Source organism: Pseudomonas sp. B707, assembly GCF_022496685.1.
GTDB lineage: Bacteria > Pseudomonadota > Gammaproteobacteria > Pseudomonadales > Pseudomonadaceae > Aquipseudomonas > Aquipseudomonas paraglycinae.
Window position 1 is genome coordinate 457,320 of the sequence record NZ_WTVE01000033.1, and the last position, 20,704, is coordinate 478,023.

At 59.2% G+C, this 20,704-nt stretch carries 26 protein-coding genes and 3 tRNA genes; 17 read left to right on the forward strand and 12 right to left on the reverse strand.

Going from position 1 to position 20,704, the window contains the following annotated elements; all coding sequences use genetic code 11:
- Positions 1-97: 97 nt before the first annotated feature.
- Positions 98-1,036: a site-specific integrase gene (locus tag GQX66_RS24300; protein WP_129973257.1), complete on the reverse strand. Its 939-nt coding sequence runs from the start codon at positions 1,034-1,036 to the stop codon at positions 98-100.
- Between the two features lie 177 nt (positions 1,037-1,213).
- Between GQX66_RS24300 and GQX66_RS24305 the strand changes: the two genes are divergently transcribed.
- A complete protein-coding gene (locus tag GQX66_RS24305) occupies positions 1,214-2,218 on the forward strand; it encodes a DNA-binding protein (RefSeq protein ID WP_102688033.1) in 1,005 nt (334 codons plus the stop codon).
- Here GQX66_RS24305 and gorA read toward each other — a convergent pair.
- Together gorA and galU are read right to left on the reverse strand one after the other, a co-directional pair.
- A complete protein-coding gene (gene gorA, locus GQX66_RS24310) occupies positions 2,215-3,573 on the reverse strand; it encodes a glutathione-disulfide reductase (protein ID WP_134020240.1) in 1,359 nt (452 codons plus the stop codon). The two genes, GQX66_RS24305 and gorA, sit on opposite strands and share 4 nt — an antisense overlap.
- Before the next feature lie 129 nt (positions 3,574-3,702).
- Positions 3,703-4,542, reverse strand: coding sequence for a UTP--glucose-1-phosphate uridylyltransferase GalU (galU, locus tag GQX66_RS24315; RefSeq protein ID WP_007912230.1), 840 nt, complete (start codon positions 4,540-4,542; stop codon positions 3,703-3,705).
- A 247-nt stretch (positions 4,543-4,789) separates the two neighbouring features.
- On the opposite strand from galU, the gene GQX66_RS24320 reads away from it, so the two are divergent.
- Together GQX66_RS24320 and GQX66_RS24325 are read left to right on the forward strand one after the other, a co-directional pair.
- Complete coding sequence (locus tag GQX66_RS24320) at positions 4,790-4,978, forward strand: hypothetical protein (RefSeq protein WP_085745537.1); 189 nt, start codon at positions 4,790-4,792, stop codon at positions 4,976-4,978.
- Between the two features lie 142 nt (positions 4,979-5,120).
- Positions 5,121-5,417 carry a hypothetical protein gene (locus GQX66_RS24325; RefSeq protein WP_085745536.1) on the forward strand — a complete coding sequence of 99 codons (297 nt, stop codon included), beginning with the start codon at positions 5,121-5,123 and terminating at the stop codon, positions 5,415-5,417.
- 2 nt (positions 5,418-5,419) lie between these two features.
- Here GQX66_RS24325 and GQX66_RS24330 read toward each other — a convergent pair whose 3' ends face one another.
- Positions 5,420-5,650 carry a hypothetical protein gene (locus GQX66_RS24330; protein ID WP_011334337.1) on the reverse strand — a complete coding sequence of 77 codons (231 nt, stop codon included), beginning with the start codon at positions 5,648-5,650 and terminating at the stop codon, positions 5,420-5,422.
- 72 nt (positions 5,651-5,722) lie between these two features.
- Positions 5,723-6,079: a hypothetical protein gene (locus tag GQX66_RS24335; protein ID WP_085745535.1), complete on the reverse strand. Its 357-nt coding sequence runs from the start codon at positions 6,077-6,079 to the stop codon at positions 5,723-5,725.
- Between the two features lie 211 nt (positions 6,080-6,290).
- Here GQX66_RS24335 and GQX66_RS24340 point away from each other — a divergent pair, with 211 nt between their 5' ends.
- The 5 genes from GQX66_RS24340 to ada all read left to right on the forward strand — a co-directional run bounded on the left by GQX66_RS24340 (position 6,291) and on the right by ada (position 9,432).
- Positions 6,291-6,593, forward strand: coding sequence for a DUF1883 domain-containing protein (locus GQX66_RS24340; protein ID WP_007958929.1), 303 nt, complete (start codon positions 6,291-6,293; stop codon positions 6,591-6,593).
- A gap of 34 nt (positions 6,594-6,627) precedes the next feature.
- Complete coding sequence (locus GQX66_RS24345) at positions 6,628-6,798, forward strand: hypothetical protein (RefSeq protein WP_240871887.1); 171 nt, start codon at positions 6,628-6,630, stop codon at positions 6,796-6,798.
- 90 nt (positions 6,799-6,888) lie between these two features.
- On the forward strand, positions 6,889-7,602 hold the full coding sequence (locus GQX66_RS24350) for a 2OG-Fe(II) oxygenase (RefSeq protein ID WP_102688030.1): 714 nt from the start codon (positions 6,889-6,891) through the stop codon (positions 7,600-7,602).
- Between the two features lie 2 nt (positions 7,603-7,604).
- Positions 7,605-8,270, forward strand: coding sequence for a DNA oxidative demethylase AlkB (gene alkB, locus GQX66_RS24355; RefSeq protein WP_240871913.1), 666 nt, complete (start codon positions 7,605-7,607; stop codon positions 8,268-8,270).
- 88 nt (positions 8,271-8,358) lie between these two features.
- The gene (gene ada / locus GQX66_RS24360) at positions 8,359-9,432 is read left to right on the forward strand and encodes a bifunctional DNA-binding transcriptional regulator/O6-methylguanine-DNA methyltransferase Ada (RefSeq protein ID WP_134020249.1); all 1,074 of its coding nucleotides are present in this window, start codon (positions 8,359-8,361) and stop codon (positions 9,430-9,432) included.
- On the opposite strand, the gene GQX66_RS24365 is transcribed toward ada, so the two are convergent.
- Positions 9,433-10,416 (reverse strand): MDR family oxidoreductase, encoded by a 984-nt coding sequence (locus GQX66_RS24365; protein WP_240871888.1) that lies wholly within the window; start codon positions 10,414-10,416, stop codon positions 9,433-9,435.
- Positions 10,417-10,631: 215 nt separating this feature from the next.
- Here GQX66_RS24365 and GQX66_RS24370 point away from each other — a divergent pair, with 215 nt between their 5' ends.
- From GQX66_RS24370 to GQX66_RS24410, 9 genes are all read left to right on the forward strand, one after another.
- Positions 10,632-11,693 (forward strand): nitronate monooxygenase, encoded by a 1,062-nt coding sequence (locus GQX66_RS24370; RefSeq protein ID WP_134020255.1) that lies wholly within the window; start codon positions 10,632-10,634, stop codon positions 11,691-11,693.
- Positions 11,694-11,866: 173 nt separating this feature from the next.
- Positions 11,867-12,622, forward strand: coding sequence for a molybdate ABC transporter substrate-binding protein (modA, locus tag GQX66_RS24375; protein ID WP_129973264.1), 756 nt, complete (start codon positions 11,867-11,869; stop codon positions 12,620-12,622).
- Entirely contained in the window at positions 12,623-13,303 is a 681-nt protein-coding gene (gene modB / locus GQX66_RS24380; protein ID WP_007958914.1) for a molybdate ABC transporter permease subunit, read from the forward strand.
- A 3-nt stretch (positions 13,304-13,306) separates the two neighbouring features.
- Entirely contained in the window at positions 13,307-14,386 is a 1,080-nt protein-coding gene (gene modC / locus GQX66_RS24385) for a molybdenum ABC transporter ATP-binding protein (protein ID WP_240871889.1), read from the forward strand.
- Between the two features lie 73 nt (positions 14,387-14,459).
- A complete protein-coding gene (locus tag GQX66_RS24390) occupies positions 14,460-15,497 on the forward strand; it encodes a DNA topoisomerase IB (RefSeq protein ID WP_085745527.1) in 1,038 nt (345 codons plus the stop codon).
- Between the two features lie 143 nt (positions 15,498-15,640).
- Positions 15,641-17,266, forward strand: coding sequence for an ATP-binding cassette domain-containing protein (locus GQX66_RS24395; RefSeq protein ID WP_240871890.1), 1,626 nt, complete (start codon positions 15,641-15,643; stop codon positions 17,264-17,266).
- Positions 17,267-17,337: 71 nt separating this feature from the next.
- Positions 17,338-17,568 carry a hypothetical protein gene (locus GQX66_RS24400; protein WP_007958903.1) on the forward strand — a complete coding sequence of 77 codons (231 nt, stop codon included), beginning with the start codon at positions 17,338-17,340 and terminating at the stop codon, positions 17,566-17,568.
- Positions 17,569-17,688: 120 nt separating this feature from the next.
- The gene (locus GQX66_RS24405; protein WP_007958902.1) at positions 17,689-17,919 is read left to right on the forward strand and encodes a hypothetical protein; all 231 of its coding nucleotides are present in this window, start codon (positions 17,689-17,691) and stop codon (positions 17,917-17,919) included.
- A gap of 83 nt (positions 17,920-18,002) precedes the next feature.
- Entirely contained in the window at positions 18,003-18,287 is a 285-nt protein-coding gene (locus GQX66_RS24410) for a hypothetical protein (RefSeq protein ID WP_085745525.1), read from the forward strand.
- Between the two features lie 87 nt (positions 18,288-18,374).
- On the opposite strand, the gene GQX66_RS24415 is transcribed toward GQX66_RS24410, so the two are convergent.
- From GQX66_RS24415 to pgsA, 6 genes are all read right to left on the reverse strand, one after another.
- The gene (locus GQX66_RS24415) at positions 18,375-18,668 is read right to left on the reverse strand and encodes a hypothetical protein (RefSeq protein WP_085745524.1); all 294 of its coding nucleotides are present in this window, start codon (positions 18,666-18,668) and stop codon (positions 18,375-18,377) included.
- A gap of 182 nt (positions 18,669-18,850) precedes the next feature.
- Positions 18,851-19,285: a hypothetical protein gene (locus GQX66_RS24420; protein WP_085745523.1), complete on the reverse strand. Its 435-nt coding sequence runs from the start codon at positions 19,283-19,285 to the stop codon at positions 18,851-18,853.
- A 300-nt stretch (positions 19,286-19,585) separates the two neighbouring features.
- A tRNA-Leu gene (locus GQX66_RS24425) sits at positions 19,586-19,672 on the reverse strand.
- Between the two features lie 195 nt (positions 19,673-19,867).
- A tRNA-Cys gene (locus GQX66_RS24430) sits at positions 19,868-19,941 on the reverse strand.
- Positions 19,942-19,988: 47 nt separating this feature from the next.
- Positions 19,989-20,064 (reverse strand) — tRNA-Gly (locus GQX66_RS24435).
- Between the two features lie 60 nt (positions 20,065-20,124).
- Positions 20,125-20,685, reverse strand: a complete 561-nt coding sequence (gene pgsA / locus GQX66_RS24440; protein WP_085745522.1) for a CDP-diacylglycerol--glycerol-3-phosphate 3-phosphatidyltransferase — start codon at positions 20,683-20,685, stop codon at positions 20,125-20,127.
- Positions 20,686-20,704: the final 19 nt, after the last annotated feature.

Consider the following 20,704-nt stretch of genomic DNA (forward strand, 5'->3'; position numbering starts at 1 on the left):
TCCTACCCAGTCACTCGACGGATGGCTCATTGGCAAACCTGATGCTGCTGATTTGTTTTCGCTATTAGCGGACTGTATTAATAGAAGAAAACGATATCTACGGCGACAGCGGCTTATCCGTAATCCGGGCCATCCCGTGAAAGGGGCTCGCTTCAACATAGCGCATGGCGGACTTCATATCCTTCCAGCCCACGTAACTCATCAACGATTTGAGATCCCAGCCGCTTTGGTGGGCCCATGTTGCGAAGCCGCGTCGCAGGGAATGGCTGGTGTAGCGCTCGGCGGAGATCCCGGCGCGCTCCAGGGCCTGGCGCAGCAACGGAATCACGCTGTTGGCGTGCAAGCCCTCCTCGCTCAGATTGCCCCAGCGGTCGACGGCGCGGAACACCGGGCCTCGTACCAGTGCTGCCTCGGTGATCCATTCGATATAAGCCTGCACCGGGCATAGCTTGAGCAGGGCCGGGGCCTGATAGGTCTGGCCGAGGTTTTCCCGATCACCCTTGCTGCGGGGCAGGTACAGGGTGATGCCGCTGCCGGCGTGCGCCTGCACATGCTCGATCTGCACACGACACAATTCATCGCTGCGAAAGCCACGCCAGAAGCCCAGCAGGATCAACGCGCGGTCGCGGCAAGCTCTTAGCAGCAGCGGCCGGTCCTGTTGTTCCCGGGCGTCTTTCATTTCCTGCTCAAGCCAGGCAACTGTCTGTTCAAGGTCGCGCAGTTGCAATGGCTCGGCCTGCTTCTCCTGGGCGGGATGCAGGGCGCGAATGCCCTTGAACACTTTGCGCACCACCGGCGACTTGGTGGGATCGGCGAAGCCCTGACTGTTGTGCCACTGCGCCAGCGCCGACAGACGCAACTTCAGCGTGTTGACCGACAACACGCCCGCATGCGCCACCAGATACCGCGCGATGCTGTCCGCTGTCGCGGGCAGGAACCCACCCCATACCGTTTCGAAATGCTCGACGGCCGCACGATAGCTGCGACGGGTGTTGTCACGGGTGGCGGCTTGCAGGTAGCGATCGATATCGCTCATGGGCTGATTTTCTCGTGGCGTACTGAGGGTTTGTGCGGAAACCGATTTTAGGGGTTTCACATGGGGTAATACCAGTATATCCCGCCCGTTTATCGGTGCTTGTTTCACTTTATTTTCAACATGGTACACTGTGTACTTTAGTGGCATGTACCACAGTACGAAATGTTAGGAGCAGATATGGCCCGTGGCGGCGTTAACAAAGCAGTAGTTCAGATCGCGCGCACAGCGATCCTCGCCCGTGGCGAACACCCCAGCATCGACGCAGTACGCATCGAGCTGGGTAATACGGGTTCCAAAACCACGATTCATCGCTACCTGAAGGAGCTGGATGACGGCAGCGAACCGGCCGATCCTTCAGCAGAACCCATCGATGACGAGCTGCTGGCACTCGTCACGCGCCTTGCCCAACGCCTGAAAGAACAGGCGCAGGAGCCGATTGATCAGGCGCGCGAGCAGTACGAGCAACAGCGTCAGGCACTGGAGGACGAGCTGAATCAGCTTCGTCAGGATCACGCGCAACTGGAGAAGAAGCACGACATTCAGGCCGCCGCGCTGGCCAAGGAATCCGAAGCCTTGAGCGATACCCGCTCGATGCTGCAGACCGAGCAGACTCGCAATGCCGGACTGAATCAGGCGCTGGCCGATTTTGAATTGCGCTTGCAGGACAAGGATGAGCAGATCCGCTCGCTGGAAGAAAAACACCTGCACGCCCGCGATGCACTTGAGCACTACCGCAACGCCATCAAGGAACAGCGCGAGCAGGAGCAGAGCCGTCACGAAAGCCAGGTGCAGCAGTTGCAGATGGAGTTGCGTCAGGCGCAACAAAGTGCGCTGGTACGTCAGGACGAGATCACCCAGCTGCACCGCGACAACGAGCGCCTGCTGACCGAAAATCGCGGCACCGTGCGTGAACTGAGCTTGGTGCAGGATCAGCTCAAGCACAGCAATCAGCGTCAGGATCAATTGCTGGAGCAAGCGTCCCGCGTCGACAGCGAACGCACCCTCCTCCAGGAACGCCTGCGCGTGGCGTTGCTGGAAAGCCAGACGCTCAAGCAAAACGTCGACGAACAGTCGCAGCTCAATCAGTCACTGGAAAAGGAATTGACCAAGGCGCAAGACAGTCTGCGCCTGGCCACCACCGTTGCGGCAGCGCCAGACGCAGCAGAACCGAAAAAGACTTAAGCGCCGACCGGCGTACGCATGGTGACAAATTCTTCGGCCGCCGTCGGGTGCACCCCGATGGTGTCGTCGAAGTCACGCTTGGTGGCGCCAGCCTTCAACGCGATTGCCAGACCTTGCACGATCTCGCCAGCATCCGGCCCGACCATGTGACAGCCCAGCACCTTGTCGGACTTGCCATCGACCACCAGCTTCATCAGCGTGCGCTCCTGGCAGTCAGTCAGGGTCAGCTTCATCGGCCGGAAGCGGCTTTCGTAGATCACCACGTCATGACCCGCGTCCCGCGCCTCTTCTTCGGTCAGGCCGACGGTGCCGATGTTCGGCAGACTGAACACTGCTGTCGGGATCATCTTGTAATCCACTGGGCGGTATTGCTCAGGTTTGAACAGACGCCGTGCCACTGCCATGCCTTCAGCCAGCGCCACTGGCGTCAACTGCACACGACCGATGACATCGCCCAGCGCCAGAATTGACGGCTCGGTGGTTTGATATTGCTCGTCGACTTTGATGAAACCCTTGTCGTCTAGCTGCACATCGGTATTTTCCAGCCCCAGGTTGTCCAGCATCGGACGCCGACCGGTGGCGTAGAACACACAATCCGCTTCCAGCACGCGACCATCCTTGAGGGTGGCCTTCAGGCTGCCGTCGGATTGCTTGTCGATGCGGGCAATGTCGGCATTGAATTGCAGATCCAGACCGCGCTTGGTCAGCTCTTCCTTCAGATGATTACGCACCGAACCGTCGAAACCACGGAGGAACAGATCCCCGCGATACAACAACGTCGTGTTGGCGCCCAGGCCATGGAAAATCCCGGCAAATTCGACGGCGATGTAACCGCCGCCGACGACCAGGACGCGCTTGGGCAGTTCTTTGAGGAAGAACGCCTGGTTCGAGCTGATCGCATGCTCATGCCCCGGAATCTCCGGGATCTGCGGCCAGCCACCGGTGGCGATCAGAATATTCTTCGCGGTGTAGCGCTCGCCGTTGACCTCAACTTCGTGCGGACCAACGATTTTCGCGTGGGCTTCATGCAGCGTCACACCGCTATTAACCAGCAGATTGCGATAAATGCCGTTCAGGCGATTGATCTCGCGATCCTTGTTGGCAATCAGCGTGGCCCAATCGAAATCCGCCTCGCCCAGGCTCCAGCCAAAACCCGAGGACTGTTCGAAGTCTTCGGCAAAGTGGGCGCCGTACACCAACAGTTTTTTCGGTACGCAACCGACGTTGACGCAAGTACCACCCAGATAACGGCTCTCGGCCACCGCCACTTTCGCACCAAACCCGGCAGCAAAACGCGCAGCCCGCACACCGCCGGAACCGGCACCAATCACATAAAGGTCAAAATCGTAGGCCATTTCTATCTCCTCGGCAGGCGATCAGCATACCCGCCGTCGTCCGTTGGGCAAGCACTCCTGCCGATATAGGGGCGGAAAATGAAAAAGCCACCCGAAGGTGGCTTTTTCGTACAGGCAGATCAGGCTTTATCAGTAAGCCTTGCCAGTCTTGTAGAAGTTCTCGAAGCAGAAGTTGGTTGCTTCGATGTAGCCTTCAGCACCACCGCAGTCGAAACGCTTGCCCTTGAACTTGTAGGCCATTACGCAGCCGTTCTGGGCTTGTTTCATCAGGGCGTCGGTGATCTGGATTTCACCGCCCTTGCCTGGCTCGGTCTGTTCGATCAGGTCGAAGATGTCCGGGGTCAGGATGTAGCGGCCGATGATCGCCAGGTTCGACGGCGCGTCTTCCGGCTTTGGCTTCTCGACCATGCTGTGTACGCGATAGATGTCGTCACGGATCATTTCGCCAGCGATCACGCCGTACTTGCTGGTTTCCTGCGGATCGACTTCCTGGATGGCAATGATCGAGCAGCGGAACTGCTTGTACAGCTTGACCATCTGGGTCAATACGCCGTCGCCTTCGAGGTTGACGCAAAGGTCGTCCGCCAGCACCACAGCGAACGGTTCGTCACCGATCAATGGGCGACCGGTCAGGATCGCGTGACCCAGGCCTTTCATTTCGGTCTGACGAGTGTAGGAAAACGAGCACTCGTCCAACAACTTGCGGATACCGACCAGGTATTTTTCCTTGTCGGTGCCCTTGATCTGGTTTTCCAGCTCGTAGCTGATGTCGAAGTGGTCTTCCAGGGCGCGCTTGCCACGGCCGGTCACGATGGAGATTTCAGTCAGACCAGCGTCCAGAGCTTCTTCGACGCCGTACTGGATCAGTGGCTTGTTTACCACCGGCAGCATTTCTTTGGGCATGGCCTTCGTCGCTGGGAGGAAGCGAGTACCGTAACCGGCTGCTGGGAACAAGCATTTCTTGATCATATAAGTCCTTGAAAGGGCTGTGTGTACGAGTTTCGGCGCAGTCTAATCAGGCGGCGTGCACCTTACAATGCCCCGCACTGGCTAACCGATGTCAACATAGAGAAATAATCTGGCAGATAGTTCAATCCGCACACGGAGGCTGCGCATTCAGCGTAGCCCAAAGATGCCGGAACACCGCATCGACCTGCGCCCGTTCGCCGATTTACCGTTATCATGACGCCTTTGAACCAGCCAACGAGGCCGCTAGATGTCCGCAGCAAAAATCATCAATGGGTACACCGTCGCCAAGGCGAAAGATGGCCAGTGGCATATCACCGCCGCCAACGGCGAAGATGTGTCCGGTCCGTTGCCCACTGAAGCGATGGCGATTGAAGTGGCCGCGGTGCTTGATTACACGCCTCCTTCACCGAAGCGTCGCGGCAAGGATCAAGACTGATCGACGACTGCAAATCACGGCCCTGCCTTCGCGCAGGGCTTTTTTTTTGGGCTTCGCACAAAGAACTGGCCAATCGCTATAACCTTTTCATGTCGGCGCTGTCATAGCGTCTAGCCCTCTCCCTCTCGAAGACGACATCGCCATGATCAACCGCCCCTGCATCAACTTCCTGCCCTTGATTGCGCTCGTGGCTCTGGCCGGTTGCGCTACCTCGCAGACCACCTACCTGAACAACGGCGAACAAGGGTTGAGCATCGACTGTTCCGGTGAAGCCAATTCCTGGGCCACCTGCTATGAAAAGGCTGACGCGTCCTGCGCCGGAACCGGCTACCGCATCGTCGGGACCGACGGCACACCGGCGCCCAAGGAAGACGACAAGACACTGGGCGTCGACGTCGGCAACTACAAAAACCGCAGCGTGGTGGTCGTGTGTAAATAGCCTTACATATGAATTTCGGCGAACTTGATCCCCAGCCCGCGCACGACCTCGATCAGGTCGTCGAGCCGGTTGAAGGACTCGACTTCGTCGTTATCGTCGACCAGGAAGTAACTGCGGCCGGCGCTCTTCTTGAAAAACACAATCCACTCCCCCGGATTCGCCGGGTTCTGGATCACATGGGTCGCCGCAATGAGCCCTTCCTTGTGTCGCTCCCGCACCTGCTCTCTCTTCATTCACCTCTCCAGAAATGACAATGCCGCCACAGCAACGCTGTGACGGCATCAATGCTGACTGCTGACAGTCTATCAGCCGGAAATACAGGCCGTGGCGGCTTTGCGCACATCCCAGGGGCGCAGCGGCACATTGGACATTCGCTCATGCAGCTTGATGCTGCTGCCGCCGGAGCGATCCTCGATGTCAAACACCGCGGCCGGACCCGATCCCAGCTTGCCTGGAACGATGACCCGAACCTCATCCTTGTGTCGCTCGACCTGCAAGGCACCCCGGCTGTCGGACAGCTTTTCGGCCAGGCACTCAGCATATTCATGGGGTTTCTTGCCGGAAATGACGTTCATGGTTGGCAGCGTTTCATTGATTTCCGAAACGCTTGCGCAACCACCCATTGCCAATGCCAACGGCAGAATCACCACACCCCATTTCATACAAAACCTCCAATAAAGACCCTCCGACAGCACGAATGCCGTTTTTCTCCGAGGCTCACTGCATTTAACCCACATCAAATCGTGAATATCTGTTTTTAATTGTCAAAGCGGCGCCCGACGGCCGGATAATAACCCGTCCGGGCTGATAAACTGCGCCAATCGACAATGCTATCGTTTTGATTTTGTAGAAAAAGCCCTTCTGGAGGCGCCCATGAAATTCATTCACCAGCGCGAGCACCTCAACGAAGACGACATCGTCGTCATCCAATGCTCGCAAACCTGCAACATCCGCTTGATGAACGACGCCAACTTCCGCAGCTTCAAAAATGGCGGCCGTCACACCTATCACGGCGGCGCTTTCGACACGTTCCCGGCCCGTATCACCGCGCCGAGCACCGGTTTCTGGAACATCACCATCGACACCGTCAACCGCCGCGCGATCAGCGTGACTCGCAAACCGACCTTGACGCACTCGATCAAGATCATTCGCCGCTCGAGCTCCAAACTCAGCTGAGCGGTTCCGCCAACGCAGACAGGTAAGCATCAACGTGGCCCAAACGACCAAATACGTGATCAAGTACAAACTCAACGGTGAGCGCCGTTTCGAGTTCGCCCAGCTGGAAAATGGCACGCCGGAAGAAGCCAAAGCTGCACTGGATGCTCTGCACGGCCAGAGCGACGATGTGATCAGCGAGATCCGCGTCAGCAAGGCCCTGTAAGACCCGGACGAAATTCGACCGCAAGCGGCGGAGTGTTGCGGCCGGGTGGACGACCCAGACTGATACCTGAATGTACGCCAAGGAATCAGCATGTCACCCTCACCCGCCTCCCCGCTCGATGCGCTCGACTGGATCGCCCTGGAGCAGCAACTGGATCAGGACGGTTGTGCTGTCATCCGCACGCTGCTGCGCCCGGACACCTGTGATCGGTTGAGTGCGCTTTACCCGCACAGCGAACCGTTTCGGTCCCAGGTCATCATGGCTCGCCACGGTTTCGGGCGCGGGGAATACAAATACCTGCGCTATCCGCTTCCGCCCGCTGTGGAACGCCTACGCAGCGCGCTTTACCCGCGACTCGTGCCACTGGCCAACCGCTGGCATGAACGAATGGGCCTGCCAGCGCGCTTTCCAGAGCAACACCGCGAGTTTCTCGAGCGCTGCCACGCCGCCGGTCAACTGCGACCCACCCCGCTCTTGCTGCAATACGGCCCGCAGGACTACAACTGTCTGCATCAGGACCTGTACGGCGAACATGTCTTTCCGCTGCAAGTGGCGATTCTTCTGTCAGAACCTGGCGAAGACTTCACCGGCGGTGAGTTCGTCATGACCGAACAGCGTCCGAGAATGCAGTCCCGGCCGCTGGTAATGGACCTGAGAAAAGGCGATGCGCTGATCTTTGCCGTCAACCAGCGCCCGGTCAAAGGCGTGCGCGGCGACTATCGGGTGACCATGCGCCACGGTGTCAGCCGACTGCACAGCGGAACACGGCATACTCTGGGCATCATCTTCCACGACGCGACCTGACGATCATGCAAACCACCTTCGATCTGTTCGCCGACACAGAATCCGAGCAACCCCGGCGCGCCGAACAGATCGGCGAGCAGTCCTGGGTGCTGCGCGGGTTTGCCCTGCCGCAAATCGAGCAATTGTTGCCGGCCCTGGAATCGATCATCGCCTGCGCCCCGTTGCGCCACATGATGACGCCCGGGGGCTTCAGCATGTCGGTGGCCACCAGCAGTTGCGGCTTACTGGGCTGGATCACCGATCGGAGCGGCTACCGCTATTCATCCGAAGATCCCGTGAGCCACCAACCCTGGCCAGCCATGCCCGAAGTGTTTCGCGAGCTGGCCCAGGCCGCAGCGAAACGCGCCGGATTTGCCGACTTCATGCCGGATTCCTGCCTGATCAATCGTTATGTCCCAGGCGCGAAGATGTCGTTGCATCAGGACAAAGACGAAAACGCCTACGAAGCGCCGATCGTTTCTCTGTCATTGGGCTTGCCCGCGACATTCCTGTTCGGCGGTTTCGCACGCGGCGACAGGAGCCAGAAAATCTCGCTGCTGCACGGCGACATGCTGATCTGGGGCGGCGTAGACCGGCTGCGCTATCACGGCATCCTGCCGATCAAACCCGGCCGGCACCCGCGCCTGGGCGAACAGCGTTTCAACCTGACGTTTCGCACCGCCGGATAATCCTGCAAAGTTTGACCGCAAGGGTCGGAGTGTTCCGGCCGGTGCCACTGGTTAACCTGAAATTCAACAGGTCAACGGACTCTCCATCATGAAAACGCTTTCCACCTCGCTGAACACTGAAGACGATCCACGCTGGGCCGCTGTCGTCGCACGCGACCCTCGGGCGGACGGCCAGTTTGTCTATGCCGTGAAAACCACCGGCATCTATTGCCGCCCCAGCAGCCTGGCGCGCTTGCCGAAACCGCAGAACGTCGAGTTCTTCGATACCGCCGAGGACGCCGAAGCCGCGGGCTATCGCCCCAGCAAACGGGCGAGCAAGGATCAGACCGAAGTCGCCGCGCAGCATACCGCCACTGTCGCGGCAGCCTGTCGCCAGATCGAGGCTTCGGACAGCCTGCCGGCGCTCAACGATCTTGCCGAAACCGCCGGTCTGAGCGCCTTTCACTTTCATCGTGTCTTCAAGGCCGCAACCGGCCTGACGCCAAAGGGCTATGCCGCCGCGCATCGCTCGCGCCGGGTTCGTCAGCGTCTGGCCGACGGCGGCTCGGTGACCGAAGCGCTGTATGACGCCGGCTTCAATTCCAACAGCCGTTTCTACGAGGCGGCCGATCAGGTGCTGGGCATGAAACCCGGCGACTTCCGGGCTGCCGGCCAGAACAACGACATCCGCTTCGCTGTCGGCCAGTGCTCGCTCGGCGCCATTCTGGTGGCACAGAGCGAGCGCGGGATCTGCGCGATTCTGCTGGGCGACGATCCGCACCAATTGGTGTGCGACCTGCAGGACCAGTTTCGCCGGGCAAATCTGATCGGCGCCGATGCCGAGTTCGAGCAACTGATCGCGCGCGTCGTCGGCTTCATCGAGGCGCCTGCCATCGGACTGGATTTGCCGCTGGATGTGCGCGGCACAGCATTTCAGGAACGGGTGTGGCAGGCGCTGTGCGAAATACCGGTCGGCAGCACCGCCAGCTACGCGGACATCGCCCTGCGAATCGGTTCACCAAAAGCCGTGCGCGCAGTGGCCCAAGCTTGCGGCGCCAACAGCCTCGCGGTGGCCATTCCGTGCCACCGCGTGGTGCGCAGCGACGGCAATCTGTCGGGCTACCGCTGGGGCGTGGAGCGCAAGCGCGAATTGCTCGAGCGTGAAGGCAAACCCCGACAGTAATCAGCGATTCACATCAACGACAACCCGCCCCCGGAGTTGCCCTGCCAGCAACTTCGGTGCCGCGTCGATAGCTTCGCCAAGGCCGATTTCATGGCTGATCAGCGGCAACAGGGTAAAATCCAGATCCTTCGCCAAGCGATCCCAAGCCTCGATGCGGCGCGCCTTGGGTTGGGTCACGCTGTTGATCCCGGCCAGCGTCACGCCACGCAAAATGAACGGCGCCACGGATGCGGGGAAATCCATGCCCTGAGCCAGACCGCACGCAGCCACGGTGCCTTCGGCCCGGGTACTGGCACAGGCATTGGCGAGCGTGTGGCTGCCGACCGAATCGATAACGCCCGCCCAGCGCTCCTTGGCCAGCGGCTTGCCGGGTTCGGACAGGGTGGCGCGATCAATGATTTCGCCCGCGCCCAGTTGTTTCAGGTATTCGTGTTCCGACACCCGACCGGTCGAAGCGACCACGCGGTAGCCCAGCTTGCTCAACAATGCGATGGCAAAACTACCGACGCCACCGTTGGCGCCGGTCACCAGCACTTCGCCCTGTTGTGGTGTCACGCCGTTGCGTTCCAGCGCCATGATGCACAGCATCGCCGTATAACCCGCCGTGCCGATGGCCATGGCTTGCGCAGCGGTGAATGCCTTGGGCAGCGGAATCAGCCAGTCACCGTTCAGTCGCGCCTTCTGCGCCAGGCCACCCCAGTGGCTTTCGCCGACGCCCCAGCCATTGAGCAGCACCGCGTCGCCAACCTTGTAGTCCGGGTGTGAGCTGACTTCGACGGTGCCCGCCAGATCGATCCCCGGCACCATCGGAAACTTGCGCACCACCGGGCTGCTGCCGGTGATCGCCAGGCCGTCCTTGAAGTTCAGCGTGCTGTAAGCGACATCCACTGTCACATCGCCCTCCGGCAACTGCTCGTCGCTGATTTCCTGCAGGTTGGCGCGATAACCGCTGTCGTCTTTATCGATCAGAATGCCTTTGAACATGACTGCCTCTTATCGGTGAAGTTAAGGATGTCGAGGCATTGGAATAGCACACTGAAACATTTTACCCTACTCGACCTTTAGCCAATCGGGCCCGAACGCCGAGCCAGCGCCGGCTGTTCAAGCTACAAATCTGTGCTGGTCATGGGGGGTGGCTTTGCGTTAAAAAACCGGCTGCTACCGTCCCTGCCCTGTTTCGTCGTCGGAGAAGCTATTCCATGAGCCAATGGCCTGATACCCGCATTCTTGACCTGTTCGGCATCGAACTGCCGATCATCCAGGGCCCCATGGCCGGTGCCACCAACTCATCCATGGTCATCGCAGCGTGCAACGCCGGTGGCCTGGGTTCGATGCCGGCCGCGATGCTGACCATCGAGCAACTGCGCGAAGAGCTGAAGACCATTCGCCAGGGCACGAACAAGCCGTTCAACGTCAACTTCTTCTGCCATCAACCGCCGGCCGCCGATGAGCAAAAGGCCCGTGACTGGAAAAACCTGCTGGAACCTTACTATCGCGAACTGGGGGTCGATTTCGATGCACCGACGCCGGTGTCCAACCGTGCGCCCTTCGATGCGGCCGCCTGCGAAGTGCTGGAAGAGTTTCGCCCTGAAGTGGTGAGCTTCCACTTCGGCCTGCCGGAAAAATCCCTGCTGGATCGGGTCAAGGCCACCGGTGCGAAAATCATCTCGTCGGCAACCACCGTCGACGAAGCGATCTGGCTGGAGCAGAACGGTTGCGACGCGATCATCGCCATGGGTTACGAGGCCGGTGGCCATCGCGGGATGTTCCTCAGCGCTGACCTGAGCAGTCAGGTCGGTACGTTTGCGCTGGTGCCGCAAGTGGTCGACGCGGTGAGTGTGCCGGTAATCGCTGCCGGTGCGATTGCCGATGCGCGCGGCGTGGCGGCAGCGTTCCTGCTCGGAGCTTCGGCGGTTCAGGTCGGCACGGCGTATCTGTTTACCCCGGAAGCGAAAGTCAGTGCCTCTCACCACAAAGCTTTGCGCACCGCCAAGGAAAGCGAAACAGCGGTGACCAATCTGTTTACCGGGCGCCCGGCGCGGGGGATTCTCAATCGGGTGATGCGCGAGCTGGGCCCGATGTCGGACAAGGCCCCCGCCTTTCCGCTGGCCGGCGGTGCCTTGATGCCGTTGCGCACGAAGGGTGAAGCCGAATTCAGTAACCTTTGGGCCGGCCAGGCCTTCACACTTGGTAAGGACCTCGGCACCGCCGAACTGACCCGGCAACTGGCGGAAGGCGCACTGGCGAAACTGACGCGATGATGAACCCAAACGGGTGAGGAGCGTGGCGCTCTCACCCGGTTTAAAAGCAGTGCTTCCTGTTTGGCGGCATTTCGCTATATATTTCTCTATATAGCGTTTCACCCCCTCGCATCGGCGCAGTCTACCTTCCAATAACAACTGCCCACTGCACTTGCCATCCACGGAGCCGTTACATGATCAATCGTGCCTCACGTTTTGCCCCTGCCCTGCTCGCGGTATTCGCCATCGGCGCCGCGCAGGCCGACGAAGTGCAAGTCGCTGTCGCGGCCAACTTCACCGCGCCGATCCAGGCGATTGCCGCCGATTTCGAAAAAGACACCGGGCACAAACTGGTCGCTGCGTACGGCGCCACCGGCCAGTTCTACACCCAGATCAAAAACGGTGCGCCGTTCGAAGTGTTCCTCTCGGCGGACGACACCACCCCTGAAAAACTCGAAAAAGAAGGCGATACCGTCAAGGGTTCGCGCTTCACCTACGCCATCGGCACCCTGGCGCTGTGGTCGGCCAAGGAAGGTTACGTCGATGCCAAAGGCGACGTCCTGAAGAAAAACGAGTACCAACACCTGTCCATCGCCAACCCGAAAGCCGCCCCTTACGGTCTGGCTGCCACTCAGGTGCTGGAAAAACTGAAACTGACTGAAGCTACCAAAGCCAAAATCGTCGAAGGCCAGAACATCACTCAGGCCTACCAGTTCGTGTCCACCGGCAACGCTGAACTGGGCTTCGTCGCCCTGTCGCAGATCTACAAGGACGGCAAGGTCAGCAGCGGTTCGGCGTGGATCGTTCCGGCGAGCATGCACGACCCGATCAAGCAAGACGCAGTGATCCTCAACAAAGGCAAAGACAACGCCGCTGCCAAGGCGCTGGTTGATTACCTCAAAAGCCCGAAAGCCGCTGCGGTCATCAAGTCCTACGGTTACCACCTGTAAATGTCGCTCACGAGTGCCGATTTCGCGGCGATCTGGCTGACCCTGAAACTGGCGTCCCTGACCACCGCGATCCTGCTGGTCGTCGGCACGCCGATCGCCCTGTGGTTGTCGCGCAGCCGTTCCTGGCTGCGCGGCCCCATCGGCGCGATCGTCGCGCTGCCGTTGGTGCTGCCACCGACGGTCATCGGTTTCTATCTGCTGCTGGCCCTCGGCCCCAATGGCTTCATTGGCCATTTCACCCAGTGGCTGGGGCTTGGTACCTTGACGTTCAGCTTCACCGGCCTTGTGATCGGCTCGGTGCTCTATTCCATGCCGTTCGTGGTGCAGCCGTTGCAAAACGCTTTCTCCGCGATCGGCACTCGCCCACTGGAAGTGGCCGCGACCTTGCGCGCCAATCCTTGGGACACCTTTTTCAGCGTGATTCTGCCCCTGGCGCGTCCCGGTTTCATCACTGCAGCGATCCTCGGCTTCGCCCATACCGTCGGCGAATTCGGCGTGGTGCTGATGATCGGCGGGAATATTCCTGACAAGACCCGGGTGGTTTCCGTACAAATCTACGACCACGTCGAAGCCATGGAGTACGCGCAGGCGCACTGGCTGGCCGGGGCGATGCTGGTATTTTCGTTTCTGGTGTTGCTGGCGCTGTATTCCAGCCGCAAGACCCGCGCGGGCTGGAGCTGATCGATGATTGATGCACGTCTGAAACTGGCTTGGTCGGGCTTCAGCCTCGATGTCGATCTGCAGATGCCCGGTCGCGGTGTGACGGCGCTGTTCGGTCAGTCCGGCTCGGGCAAGACCACATGCCTGCGCTGCATCGCCGGGCTCGAACGCGCGCCACAGGCCTTTATCCGCATCAATGACGAGGTCTGGCAGGACAGCGAGAAAGGCATTTTCGTGCCGCCGCACAAACGCGCGCTCGGCTATGTCTTTCAGGAAGCCAGCCTGTTTCCGCATCTGTCGGTACTGGCCAATCTGCAATTCGGCCTCAAGCGCATTGCCAAGGCACAGCGCCGGGTCGACATGACCCAAGCCACAGAACTGCTAGGGATCGGCCACTTGCTCGATCGTCATCCGCAGCACTTGTCCGGCGGTGAGCGCCAGCGTGTCGGCATCGCCCGCGCGCTGTTGACGAGCCCCAGACTGCTGCTGATGGACGAGCCTTTGGCGGCCCTCGACAGTCAGCGCAAAAGCGAAATCCTGCCCTACCTGCAACGCCTGCACGACGAACTGGAAATCCCGGTGCTGTATGTCAGTCATGCTCAGGACGAAGTGGCCAGGCTCGCCGATCACTTGGTGTTGCTCAGCGACGGCAAAGCGCTGGCCAGCGGTCCGATTGGCGAAACCCTGGCGCGACTCGACCTGCCCCTGGCCATGGACAATGACGCCGGGGTGATCATCGAAGGCCAGGTCAGCGGCTACGATACCGACTATCAATTGCTTACCCTGCGATTGCCGGACTCGTCACTGAACATTCGCGTGACCCACGCGCCGATGACGACGGGCCAGAGACTGCGATGTAAGGTTCACGCGCGAGACATCAGCCTGACCCTGCAAAACAGTGAGTTCAGCAGCATCCTCAATCGCCTGCCGGTCACGGTCGTCAGCGAACAACCGGCCGACAACGCCGCGCACGTGCTCATTCGCCTCGATGCCGGCGGGACACCGTTGCTGGCGCGCATCACTCGCTACTCGCGGGATCAGCTTGGCGTGCATCCGGGCCAGTCATTGTGGGCCCAGATCAAGGCCGTCGCGGTGTTGGCGTAAATCCGCGGGCACGACCGTCATGGCGTGCGGTCAATGGCTTTAACAGCCTGATTTGACGCGAAGGAAGTCCGCCATGCCCGATACTGCGCTCACCGAAGTGTTGCCTTCGGATCTGCATTACGTCGATGACACACAGCCCGGTATCACCCGAAAAAAACTGCGCGGAAAATTCGCCTATTTCGACCCCGCAGGCCAGCGCATCACAGATCCTGACGAGATCAAACGCATCAACGCACTGGCTGTTCCGCCGGCCTACGTCGACGTGTGGATCTGCGCCGACCCGCGCGGCCATCTGCAAGCCACCGGCCGGGACGCACGTGGGCGCAAGCAATATCGCTATCACGCTCGCTGGCGCGAAGTGCGCGACGCGGACAAGTATTCGCGTCTGCGTGAGTTCGGTCTGGCGCTGCCCAAACTGCGCAAACAGCTGGAGGCGCTGCTGGCCTCGCCGGGCTTCAGCCGCGACAAAGTCATGGCGACGGTCATCACGCTGCTCGACGCCACGCTGATCCGCGTCGGCAACACGCAATACGCGCGGGACAATCGCTCCTACGGCCTGACAACCCTGCGCAGCCGGCATGTCGAGGTCAACGGCAGCGCGATCCTGTTCCAGTTTCGCGGCAAGAGCGGCATCGAACATCAGATCACGGTGAAGGACCGGCGACTGGCGCGGATCATCAAGCGCTGCCTGGAAATTCCGGGGCAGAACCTGTTTCAGTATCTGGATGAAAATGGCGAGCGGCATACCGTCAGCTCTTCTGACGTCAACACCTACCTGCAAACCCTGACCGGCGCGGATTTCACCGCCAAGGACTACCGAACCTGGGCCGGCAGCGCCCTCGCTTTGGCGGTTCTGCGGGAGCTGCAATGGGAATCCGAGACCGAGGCCAAGCGGCATGTGGTCGAGATGGTGAAGGGCGTCGCCCGCCAACTGGGCAACACGCCGGCGGTCTGTAGAAAGTGCTACATCCACCCGGCGGTGGTCGAGCATTTCATGCTCGGCGCCTTGGCCGAGCTGCCGAAGCCGCGCATCCGCAAAGGCCTGCGCAAGGAAGAAGTCGCATTGGCGCTATTCCTTGAGCGGATGGTCGAGCAGGCAGGCACGCCTTGAAGCCTTCGGCCGTCTCGACTAGGCTACGCCCTCCTACCTCCCCGGGACGACCGCAGAAGTGAACAACTAAGCCTTCAAAAATGTAATCGCGACACGCCATTCATGGCGCGTGTCAGTGTTCACGACATTTTCTGGAGGTGCCGATGACTCACGTCTCGCGTACGCCTGCTCTCGTCTCCCTGAATCAACTGGGTTTTCAGTTCGCCAATGGCGAGACGATTTTCACTGCACTCAATCTGAAATTCGATCACACCCCGACCGCCATCGTCGGGCGCAATGGCGTTGGCAAAAGCGTACTGGCGCGCCTGATCGCCGGAGAATGGCAACCCACCAGCGGCAGCGTGACGCGCACCGTGGCGACAACCTACGTGGCGCAGAGCTTTGTCGCTGCACCCGGCGAGACGGTCGCCGAGTCCACCGGCAGCGCCGCGATTCTTCAGGCTCTGGACCGAATGAACCGGGGCTGCGGATCAGTCGAGGATTTCGATCTCATTGGCGAACAATGGGATCTGGCGGACCGTCTGCGCCGCCTGCTCGATGACGCCGGCCTGGCCGAAGTCGCCTTCACCGACGAGACCGGAAACCTCAGTGGTGGCCAGCAAGCGCGCATCGCACTGATTGGCGCGTTTTTGAGTCAGGCTCCGCTGCTGGTTCTCGATGAGCCGACCAACCATCTGGATGCACCAGGACGACAATGGCTGATGAACTTACTGGAACGCTGGCACACTGGTTTGATCGTCGTCAGCCATGATCGGCAGCTGCTCGACCGGATGCTGCGGATTGTCGAGTTGAGCGCGTCGGGGGCTATCGAATTCGGTGGCAATTACTCGGCATTCCGCGAGCATCAGCGGATCCATCAAGCCGCGGCGCAGGCACGCCTCGACCACGCCAGAAGCGAACGCCAGCGAGAGCGGATTCGGCTACGGCGCGAACACGACACGATACAGCGCCACGCCGCCAACTCGCGGCGCAACGCCGAAACCGCCAACATTGCCAGTTTCGAATACGTGGCGATCAAGGGCGCCGCGCGAGAGATCATGGGGCATGTACGTCAGGGTCATCAGGCCCGCAAGTCAGAGCTCGATGCCCAGGTGCGCGAGGCTTACGCCAAGGTGCAACCCGAGGACAGCGTGCTGATCAACCTGCCCGGGAGCGCGGTGCCGAACAACCGCCAGATCTGCTCGCTGGTTGACGCTCGGCTGCCCTGGCTGTCAAACGGCGCACTGAGCCTTACGATCCACGGCCCGATGCGCATCGCTGTCAGCGGTCCCAACGGCTGTGGCAAATCAACCCTGTTGAAAGCGCTCGCCGGGGAACTGACACCCGTCGATGGAACCGCCACGACTCACGTGCCATTCGCATTCCTGGATCAGCAACTGGCGCAACTGGACGATCAGCGTTCCATCACCGAACAGCTGATGATGCAAGGAACTGCACTGACCGAGGGCACCCTGCGCAGCTATCTCGCACACTTGCAGCTGGATGCAAGCCGCGCCACGGCTCCCTGCGTTTCGTTGAGCGGTGGCGAGCGCCTGAAAGCCGCACTGGCGCTGGCCTTGTGGCGAACGGATCCTGCGCAGCTGTTGCTGCTGGATGAGCCGACCAACCATCTGGATCTGCCGTCGGTGGAAGCGTTCGAACGGGCGTTGCAGTCATTTCCGGGTGCCATTGTCGCCGTTTCCCACGATCAGGACTTCCTCGAGGCGTTGAATCCGACTCACCATCTGCGCTGGCACCCATTAGGCTGGCAACTGCACCCGACGAACTGACTTGGCTATTTTTTGCACGATTGCTCAGGGCTTCTATAGTTGATCTGGTACGAATCAGCCGCGGTGACGCCATGGAAGACATATTCGTCGTGAAGCGCTGCAACAAGATCGTCATCCACGGCCGGCGCGCCGGAGAGACTCTCCATGAGCCCGCAGAAGCCCTGGGCTGGTATCGCATCTGCGACACGCGAACCGGCGGTTTCATCGGCGATGGCTACGATCGGGAAGAAGACGCCCGCAAGGAATGTCATCGGCTCAACGCCGCCAGCTCGCGAGTGACCGCCCCCGAGTCGTCGGGCTGATAGCTGTCATTTACGGGTCTATACTCAAACCAGCTGAAGGAGCAGCGCCCCAACGGCAGAAAGCTCGCCCTTCGCGGGCTTTTTGCTGCCACCGAGCGGATTAATGAACGGAGGTGTTCCATGTCCGAAAGAGAGTCCATCACCACTCTCCTCACCTTGCTCGATGCCCGCGAAGCACGCCTGGCCGCGGCCTGCAAAGAGATCGCCGACTGGGTCGACCATCAAGGCGGGCACCCCACCGCCCTGCGCATCCGCGACCGGCTGAACGATATCGAAAAGGATACCCCGCTGATTCGCAGCACCCTGTCATCGCTCAAACCGATCGACCGGCCGTTGCCACGCTTCAGGTAAGCCATCGATTCACGGTGCGCGAATAAAGAACGTCCTTGGTCGTTAGAGGTCAATACCTTTACACGTCACCAAGGAGACGTCTTATGGTCATTCATTTCAAAGTCGACGGGCACCTGGCCTGCGGGCACAAGGGCAACAACCTCTCCTCCAGCAGCGAACTCAATCGTGTGAAGTGCCGCAGCTGCCGCAATACCGACGCATACAAGGATGCGCGCAAAGACCAGCGCAATGCGGCGCGGCGCGCGGCTCGCCATTCCAGGGCTGCACACTCCGCGTCCGACTGGCGTTCGGAGTGGATCGAGCGGTTGACCGCGATGGCCGGACTTCAGCGCTTGCCTAGAGGGTTTACTGGGCAAACTTTTGTCTGAGCAAAAAAAATGGGCCGATTAAATCGGCCCATTTTTTTGTTTGCTCAACGCCCCGCTGATCATTGCTTATTAATGGAACAACCCGAATTACTTTGTTTCCTTCACCTGACAAACCCCATTGGCTTTGTTCTTGCCCGTGTAAGAAACATCAGGTGAGCCGTCGGGCATGATTGTCAGCGAGATGGTCACGCCACTGCCTTTGGCTTCGAAGGCGTTATCGTTGAATTTCTTCAGTTTCCCTTCTTTACCGTTGATATAGATCGGGCCGCCCTTGTCAGCATGGACCTCGATATTGCCCGGGCATGTTGCGTTCAACAGCGGGATGCCGGCTTGAGCAAAGCCTGAAGACATCAGCAAAACGCTCAATAGCAGTCGCTTCATCATCATTGTCCTGTGTTCGGTTGAGCCAGAAAGAAACACTAGCTCACTTCGCTCGCAATGACCGAAAAGTACACCTGGGATAGGAAAGGGAAAAAGGTGGTGGCTTTTCAAAACAGCGTTCAGACAAGAATCATGCGCATAAAAAGCCCGGCTCGGTGGCCGGGTTTTGGATGTTTTCAAACTCAGTATCGTTCTAACTGCCTTGTCTCGGTCTTGTTACACCGGATGCACGAAAGCGTTTTATGCGTATCGTTACGGGAGACCTCAGTCATGTAGTGGTCCTCCTTCTTCACCTGAGTGAAGCCGCATCTGATGCATTTTTCCTTCACCTTGCAAAAATCATCTGTGCCCATCTCGACGAAATCTTCATGCTTCACCTTTGAATCTTCGTGTTCGCAATGTACGCAGTTGCGAATCATCGTACAGGTATGATGGTTCTTGTAGGTAAACTCACCAAACTCATGCTTGTGTTTGGTCAAATGCTCAAAACAGTCAGGGCATGTTTTTTCCAGCAAACACGCCGGGCCACTAACAGCCTTGACATAGTCTCCGGCGTGAATGCCGACTCCGCATTTAGCTTTGAGAGCCAGCTCCTTGACCTTGTCGAAAAATCCCATTTTTTCCTCCGGCGTATTGTTCTTAACACCACTATGTCGTCTGCAAAGCTGAAATCTTTAATACAAACCCCGACGCTAGGCCGAGTTAAAGAAAGCCGTGCGCGTTTCGCGATACTTGTGCGCTATGGAAAACAAGGAGCAGCTCGGGCACACCACAGAAGTGTCGACGGAGAATGACACCCGGAAAGGATCGGCAAGAAAGTCACCCCGACCAAGTGAGTTGCGGAGCAGGCTCCGAAATTGCGGAGCGCAAATGATAAGGGCCTGCATGAGTAAACTCACGCAAGCCCTTGATATTCATGGTGCCCGAAGCCGGAATCGAACCGGCACGCCCTTACGAGCGGGGGATTTTAAGTCCCATGCGTCTACCAGTTTCGCCATTCGGGCGGTAGCGCGGTGTTGCTTGGTTCTGATGACGATTCACAGTCCTGACAGGAACTGCATGTCGGCGGCAGAGGGGGAAATATATACATCACTTCCCGGTGAAGCAAGTTTGCAGTTGCGGTTTCAAAGACTAAATCTTTCAGTGCAACGCAAATAAAAAAGCTCCGTAAATCATGGATCTACGGAGCTTGTTTATAGTGGAGGCCGAGGTCGGAATCGAACCGGCGTAGGCGGATTTGCAATCCGCTGCATAACCATTTTGCTACTCGGCCTCAAAACATTTGCTGTCAGTAGCGCAACAACAAACGTTGTACAAACTTGGAGCGGGAAACGAGACTCGAACTCGCGACCCCGACCTTGGCAAGGTCGTGCTCTACCAACTGAGCTATTCCCGCTTGGTGTGGCGCATTCTATAGATTCCAGATGCCCCGTCAACCCTTTGATTCAAAAAAGTTTTATTTCTTTTCAACATCGGTCTTCAGATGTGGCCAGGCAGCGCGGAGGTATTGAACCATCGACCACAGGGTCAGGCCTGCAGAGACCATCAGCAACGCATAACCGACCAGAACCCAAAAGCTGAAATCTTTTGGATTGGCCAGCAGGATCACCAGCGCGAGCATCTGTGCAGCAGTTTTCCACTTGCCCAGATTCGACACGGCCACATGGGCCCGCGCACCAAGCTCGGCCATCCACTCACGCAATGCCGAAACTACGATCTCGCGACCGATGATGACAGCCGCCGGAAGTGTGAGCCAAAGATTGCCGTGTTCTTGCACCAGTAGCACCAGGGCAACGGCAACCATCAGTTTGTCTGCGACAGGATCCAGAAACGCACCAAACGGCGTGCTCTGCTCCAGGCGTCGCGCGAGATAGCCGTCCAGCCAGTCCGTTGCCGCCGCAAAGGCGAAAACCGAACTTGAGGCCAGATAGCTCCATTGGTAAGGCAGATAGAACAACAGAATGAAGATCGGGATGAGCAGGACGCGGAGAACGGTAATCAGATTAGGGATATTCATCGGCACAACTGGCTACGAG

Excerpts from the sequence above, each read along its gene's own strand:
- GQX66_RS24300 (WP_129973257.1), bottom strand. The coding sequence starts at position 1,036 with ATGAGCGATATCGATCGCTACCTGCAAGCCGCCACCCGTGACAACACC.
- GQX66_RS24305 (WP_102688033.1), top strand. The coding sequence starts at position 1,214 with ATGGCCCGTGGCGGCGTTAACAAAGCAGTAGTTCAGATCGCGCGCACA.
- gorA (WP_134020240.1), bottom strand. The coding sequence starts at position 3,573 with ATGGCCTACGATTTTGACCTTTATGTGATTGGTGCCGGTTCCGGCGGT.
- galU (WP_007912230.1), bottom strand. The coding sequence starts at position 4,542 with ATGATCAAGAAATGCTTGTTCCCAGCAGCCGGTTACGGTACTCGCTTC.
- GQX66_RS24320 (WP_085745537.1), top strand. The coding sequence starts at position 4,790 with ATGTCCGCAGCAAAAATCATCAATGGGTACACCGTCGCCAAGGCGAAA.
- GQX66_RS24325 (WP_085745536.1), top strand. The coding sequence starts at position 5,121 with ATGATCAACCGCCCCTGCATCAACTTCCTGCCCTTGATTGCGCTCGTG.
- GQX66_RS24330 (WP_011334337.1), bottom strand. The coding sequence starts at position 5,650 with ATGAAGAGAGAGCAGGTGCGGGAGCGACACAAGGAAGGGCTCATTGCG.
- GQX66_RS24335 (WP_085745535.1), bottom strand. The coding sequence starts at position 6,079 with ATGAAATGGGGTGTGGTGATTCTGCCGTTGGCATTGGCAATGGGTGGT.
- GQX66_RS24340 (WP_007958929.1), top strand. The coding sequence starts at position 6,291 with ATGAAATTCATTCACCAGCGCGAGCACCTCAACGAAGACGACATCGTC.
- GQX66_RS24350 (WP_102688030.1), top strand. The coding sequence starts at position 6,889 with ATGTCACCCTCACCCGCCTCCCCGCTCGATGCGCTCGACTGGATCGCC.
- ada (WP_134020249.1), top strand. The coding sequence starts at position 8,359 with ATGAAAACGCTTTCCACCTCGCTGAACACTGAAGACGATCCACGCTGG.
- GQX66_RS24365 (WP_240871888.1), bottom strand. The coding sequence starts at position 10,416 with ATGTTCAAAGGCATTCTGATCGATAAAGACGACAGCGGTTATCGCGCC.
- GQX66_RS24370 (WP_134020255.1), top strand. The coding sequence starts at position 10,632 with ATGAGCCAATGGCCTGATACCCGCATTCTTGACCTGTTCGGCATCGAA.
- modA (WP_129973264.1), top strand. The coding sequence starts at position 11,867 with ATGATCAATCGTGCCTCACGTTTTGCCCCTGCCCTGCTCGCGGTATTC.
- modB (WP_007958914.1), top strand. The coding sequence starts at position 12,623 with ATGTCGCTCACGAGTGCCGATTTCGCGGCGATCTGGCTGACCCTGAAA.
- modC (WP_240871889.1), top strand. The coding sequence starts at position 13,307 with ATGATTGATGCACGTCTGAAACTGGCTTGGTCGGGCTTCAGCCTCGAT.
- GQX66_RS24390 (WP_085745527.1), top strand. The coding sequence starts at position 14,460 with ATGCCCGATACTGCGCTCACCGAAGTGTTGCCTTCGGATCTGCATTAC.
- GQX66_RS24395 (WP_240871890.1), top strand. The coding sequence starts at position 15,641 with ATGACTCACGTCTCGCGTACGCCTGCTCTCGTCTCCCTGAATCAACTG.
- GQX66_RS24400 (WP_007958903.1), top strand. The coding sequence starts at position 17,338 with ATGGAAGACATATTCGTCGTGAAGCGCTGCAACAAGATCGTCATCCAC.
- GQX66_RS24405 (WP_007958902.1), top strand. The coding sequence starts at position 17,689 with ATGTCCGAAAGAGAGTCCATCACCACTCTCCTCACCTTGCTCGATGCC.
- GQX66_RS24410 (WP_085745525.1), top strand. The coding sequence starts at position 18,003 with ATGGTCATTCATTTCAAAGTCGACGGGCACCTGGCCTGCGGGCACAAG.
- GQX66_RS24415 (WP_085745524.1), bottom strand. The coding sequence starts at position 18,668 with ATGAAGCGACTGCTATTGAGCGTTTTGCTGATGTCTTCAGGCTTTGCT.
- GQX66_RS24420 (WP_085745523.1), bottom strand. The coding sequence starts at position 19,285 with ATGGGATTTTTCGACAAGGTCAAGGAGCTGGCTCTCAAAGCTAAATGC.
- pgsA (WP_085745522.1), bottom strand. The coding sequence starts at position 20,685 with ATGAATATCCCTAATCTGATTACCGTTCTCCGCGTCCTGCTCATCCCG.